The following is a 4,965-nucleotide window of genomic DNA, read 5'->3' on the forward strand; positions in this document are numbered from 1 at the left end:
TAAGAAAGGCTTCGCGAACTCGCTCAGCTTTTGAGCAATAAGACCAAAATATTTCTAAATTGCTTCTCAAATTTCGAAATATTTTTGCTTATTGCCGATAAAGCTAGTTCGTGAAGCCAGACATGGAGATACCCGCTACAAAGCGATTTATTCATCTGAAAATTTTATACTTACTTTATAGATTCAGGTGTCAAAAGTCTTATGACAAGCGCTTTTATAGATAGAACAATGGTATAATTTAACTATCATAAAACTGCGAAAGAAGGCATTCCAATGGGGTTTAAGCGAAATGATGCCCAACAAATGGACTTAATAAATGATAGTTTTTTGAAGACATCTGATCGAACAAAACGAATTGTCGAAAATTCGTGGGCGAAGCATTTTTATGAAATAATTTTCTCATCCATAAACGAAGAACGATTTGAAGTTTTGTACAGTAATAATTCAGCCACCCGCCCTAATACACCAGCGAACATCATGATTGGTGTTCTCATTCTAAAAGAATTATTTACATTGACGGATGACGAATTATTAGAAAGTGTTATTTGCGATGTTCGTTTCCAATATGCCCTTGGAACAACCAGCTTTAAAGAACAACCTTTAAGTGACCGGAGTTTTAGTCGATTTAGAGAGCGGTTAGTCAGTTACTATGAACAAACAGGGATTGATTTAGTGAAAGAGGAGATGGAATATTTAGCTGATTCCTTCTGCTCTTTTTTCGATCTTCAACCAACAATGAAAAGAATGGACAGCCTACTAGTAGCCAGCAGTTGTCGGAAATTGAATCGCTTTGCGCTCTTTTATAAGTGTGTCTCTAACCTGGCTAAAGAAATTGATAAATCAGGTGCAGTCGAGCTTTTGGCTGGAAAAGAACTGTACTTGAGCAAAAACTATTTCAATCGAGCAATTATGTATAAAAAACACCAAGATATCGAAGAAGATTGGGAAAAATGTGTGAATGATGGGTTGCTTTTCCTTGAAGAAACCGCAGAAAAACTGAGTGAAAATACCCACTACAAAAATCTCATGCGCTTGTTTGAAGAACAGCTAACGTTCGAAGGAGAGAAGCCAAAACTATTGAGTATAAGGAAAGTGTCGCCCGATTCATTACAAAACCCAAGTGACCCTGATGCTAGTTACAAAAAGAAAAATAGAAAATCGTACATTGGCTATGTGGCAAATATCGTAGAGACGTTTGATGAGAAGCTATCCTTAATTACCTCTTATGACTTTGAAAAGAATACGGTCAGTGATTATCAGTTTATTTATCAATTTATTGAACACTGGGATCGAGAGAAACCCTGTCAACTGATTACAGATGGCGGATATGGTAGCGAAGATGTTTTCAAAAAAGCGGAAGAAAAAAACATTGATCTTTGTACAACCGCACTACGAGGAATTGATCCAAATCCTTGGGAGGCGGATTTCGTCTTTGATGAAAAGACTCATGCACTTGTTTCCTGTCCGCAAGGATATAAACCTGAAAAATCCAAATACTATCCCTACTTAGATCAAAGTCGTTCAACTTTTAATAAAATACTATGTAAAATGTGTCCTTTCTTCGATCAATGTATTTCTAAAGAACAGAAAAAAACGGTGGTAGTGATAAAATCAGAAAAATCAGTCTTTCGTGCCCAACAAATCAAGCGAATGGAAACAAAAGAATTCAAAAAGTTAGCGAAGCTACGAAACGGAATTGAAGCGATCCCTTCTCTTTTAAGACGTAGATATCATGTCGATTCCATGCCGTTTAGGGGACTCGTGCGCACAAAAATATGTTTTGGATTTAAATTAGGTGCAATAAATGCAAAAAGAATCATAAAAAGACAGAAGGATAAAAAGAAACGTATTGTTGAAAACATAAAAACGGTCAATCTAATGATAAAAATAAATTTTTATCTTACAGATTGACTGTTTCTCTTTTTATTTAGAAGGTTTTGACACCCGAATCTTTATAGTTGAAAAAAGAGAGAACAAAGACACAAATTTGCGTCCTTGTTCTCTCTTTTCATTATTCATAGATAGCTTTCGCAAATCTATCTATCTCTTCATAATTTATTTCTGGTTCTACAAAACCTTTGCGAAAATCTTCAATTTTATTCAACGATTGAAATAGTTTACGGTAAACAACGTTTAAGCTATCATACCTCATTTCTCCACCAAAAATGCTCGTCATTTTAGCATGGGTCAATAAGCATTTATCAAAGAAGGTTTCGAAAAACACGGCATCGCCTACTGTTGTATAGCAGCAAACAAATAATCCAAGATTTTTTTCAAGTAATTGCTGCTTATTTCGTTTGCAAAAGGACGTAATCTTTCTCTGTATCTTCATCATATGAATGGAACCACCAATTATGATAGTATCGAAGTCATTAAGTTTCGGAATTTTCTCCTCAACATTCAACACAGTGACTTTACCCATCATCTGTTCTTTCAAATAGTTCGCACAGTCGGCTGTACTGCCTTTTTGCGACGCGTAAACAATCAACGTATTCACATTCCTCACTTCCCTTCACCTCTATAACTCTTCTCAAATTGAGAAATGTGCTCCTTTAGAATGGAAAGAGCTTCTTCTTCTTTGTCCAGCTGTCCTTCATATAGAGCTAATAAGGTATAAATTGGAGAATAAAACTGCAAAGCCAGTACTTTTGGATCACACTCAATAAAACGGCCCTGCTGGATCATCTTGGAAAAAAGTGTCGTTTGGTAGTTTAAAATATCCGAGATAAAATATTTTTTATAGCTTTTCTTTATTTCAGGATTTGAAAATTGTTCAATTGTCAGCATGCGTCTGAATTGGATTTCCACTTTATCTTTGAAACTCATTAAGAATAAGACTGAGCTGATTTGATAGAGATGATCTAATGAAAACGCACTGTACTCGCCTGCTACTTCTTCAATTTTTCCTAACGGTATCGCCATTTCCTTCATTTTTTCATTATGATAGCTCTCCATATACTCTAAGATCGCATCAAAAATCGCTTGCTTATTCTTAAAATGTTTATACAGCGAGCTTTCGCGTATACCAACTGCTCTTGCAAGATCACGGACAGATGTTCCTTCATAGCCCTTTGTTGAAAAGAGCTCTAAGGCAGAAAGTAATATTTTTTCTTTTGTATTTGGTTTTGACATGATGGCCTCCTATAAAAATAGATTTGCTGAAGTGACAACAAGCATGATTCTGGATGCTTCGATCATAATAATTTTTAAAAGCATGCTTCCAACAATAATGAAAAACAATTTTTTTCTCGTGCTTTGTTTTTTAAGAAGTAGACAAAGAATAGCAGAAATCACAATGACGATTCCTAAGACTGCACCGAAAATCGTTTGCATACTGACTAACGGAAAAAGACCCGGATCAACTGAACCATCAATCGCTTGTTGCACGGTGAAGTGCAGACCATCTCTAGTTGCTCCCAAAATACAAATATACAAACCAACAAAACAAATGCCCAGAATAAACCATCCCCAATGACGGACTTCTGCCCTTTTCTTAACCATAATACATAGAAAAACAAGGAAGCTCATAAGCAAAATAGTTGTTTTGATGCTGATTGCATCGCCAAAATAGAGGTTCATTGTGATCTCCTTTCAGACTTTAGCTAACGATCGTTCTCTTTTCTATAGTTTAGCGAACAATCGTTAGCCTGTCAATATGTTCTTGTTCTTTTTTCAAAAATCCTCCTTAAATACGATTGTTCCATATCCAATATCTACTGTTGATACAGCGATACTAACATGGTTTATGTTTCTTTGCTTTTAACTTAATTTAGGCAGAAGTCGCCCATCATCTATAGGTGGGTGATGAATGCCCTTCGGTATGAGGGTTACCGTCGGTGATTCGAAAACCGACATGAAAGGCTTCTTGCCTATTTATTTTATCCTATGTTATAGTCAGCCTATATAAGAAATGAGCTGATATAACAATGGAATTAGATACTAATAACCATTCAGTATTTCTTCTCTATTATCATCTTGTACTGGTAACTAAATATCGCAGACAAGTAATTGATGATGGAATATCTGAATTTGCTAAAACAACTTTTGAATGAATTGCGGAATCTTATCACATAACTTTAGTTGAGTGGAATCATGATAAAGACCATGTTCATATCCTGTTCAAAGCTCGACCGAAAACAGAGTTGACAAAATTCATCAATGCGTATAAAAGTGCTAGTTCACGATTGATAAAGCGTGATTATCCTAGAGTAAAACAATATCTTTGGAAAGAAAAGTTTTGGTCTAAAAGTTTCTGCCTGTTGACAACTGGCGGCGCACCAATTGATGTCATCAAAAAGTATATTCAGAATCAAGGAAATAACCACAAATAGAGAGTAGATGAATCTTATGGAACGATTAAAAGCACACAAATTTAGAATCTATCCAACGGAAGAGCAAGAAATATTCTTTGCTAAATCTTTTGGTTGTGTCCGTAAGGTCTATAATCTGATGCTTGATGATCGAATGAAAGCCTATGAAGAAACGAAAAAAGATTCTTCTAAAAAAATGACTTTTCCTACACCTGCCAAATACAAGACAGAGTTCCCGTTTTTGAAGGAGGTTGACAGCCTAGCTTTAACCAATGCTCAACTTAATTTGGATAAAGCTTACAAAAATTTCTTTCGTGATAAATCAGTTGGGTTTCCTCGGTTCAAAAGTAAAAAAAATCCGGTTCAAAGCTATACGACTAATAATCAAAATGGAACAGTGAGCTTATTAGACAATAAATTCATTAAAATACCGAAGTTGAAATCACTTGTTAGAATTAGGCTTCATAGACAACCTAAAGGAACTATCAAATCTGCCACAATATCACGTCATTCAAGTGGTAAATATCATATTTCCTTATTGTGTAAAGAAGAAATAGTTGAGCTTCCTAAAACTAATTCTGCTATTGGGATTGATCTCGGTATAACTGATTTTGCTATTTTTTCTGACGGTCAAAAGATCGATAATAATAAATTT

General features: G+C 35.2%; 5 protein-coding genes and 1 pseudogene. 3 read left to right on the forward strand and 3 right to left on the reverse strand.

The window, feature by feature from the left end; genetic code table 11:
* Window positions 1-273: 273 nt before the first annotated feature.
* Window positions 274-1,911: a transposase gene (locus A5875_RS22605; protein WP_088935803.1), complete on the forward strand. Its 1,638-nt coding sequence runs from the start codon at window positions 274-276 to the stop codon at window positions 1,909-1,911.
* 100 nt (window positions 1,912-2,011) lie between these two features.
* On the opposite strand, the gene A5875_RS22610 is transcribed toward A5875_RS22605, so the two are convergent.
* The 3 genes from A5875_RS22610 to A5875_RS22620 are packed head-to-tail and all read right to left on the reverse strand — an operon-like array spanning window position 2,012 to window position 3,579.
* Window positions 2,012-2,497 (reverse strand): flavodoxin domain-containing protein, encoded by a 486-nt coding sequence (locus A5875_RS22610; protein ID WP_176244788.1) that lies wholly within the window; start codon window positions 2,495-2,497, stop codon window positions 2,012-2,014.
* 5 nt (window positions 2,498-2,502) lie between these two features.
* Window positions 2,503-3,132, reverse strand: a complete 630-nt coding sequence (locus tag A5875_RS22615; RefSeq protein ID WP_088935805.1) for a TetR/AcrR family transcriptional regulator — start codon at window positions 3,130-3,132, stop codon at window positions 2,503-2,505.
* 9 nt (window positions 3,133-3,141) lie between these two features.
* Window positions 3,142-3,579, reverse strand: a complete 438-nt coding sequence (locus A5875_RS22620; RefSeq protein ID WP_088935806.1) for a hypothetical protein — start codon at window positions 3,577-3,579, stop codon at window positions 3,142-3,144.
* Window positions 3,580-3,926: 347 nt separating this feature from the next.
* Here A5875_RS22620 and tnpA point away from each other — a divergent pair.
* Window positions 3,927-4,331, forward strand: a pseudogene (gene tnpA, locus A5875_RS22625) (IS200/IS605 family transposase).
* A 16-nt stretch (window positions 4,332-4,347) separates the two neighbouring features.
* On the forward strand, window positions 4,348-4,965 hold a 618-nt coding region (locus tag A5875_RS22630; protein ID WP_141108390.1), incomplete at its 3' end, for an RNA-guided endonuclease TnpB family protein.

This window comes from Enterococcus sp. 3H8_DIV0648, from assembly GCF_002140655.1.
Classification (GTDB): Bacteria; Bacillota; Bacilli; order Lactobacillales; family Enterococcaceae; genus Enterococcus_A; species Enterococcus_A hulanensis.

Bases quoted from the DNA above. Each gene is read 5' to 3' on its own strand.
- A5875_RS22615 (WP_088935805.1), bottom strand. From the start codon at position 3,132: ATGTCAAAACCAAATACAAAAGAAAAAATATTACTTTCTGCCTTAGAG.
- A5875_RS22620 (WP_088935806.1), bottom strand. From the start codon at position 3,579: ATGAACCTCTATTTTGGCGATGCAATCAGCATCAAAACAACTATTTTG.
- A5875_RS22605 (WP_088935803.1), top strand. From the start codon at position 274: ATGGGGTTTAAGCGAAATGATGCCCAACAAATGGACTTAATAAATGAT.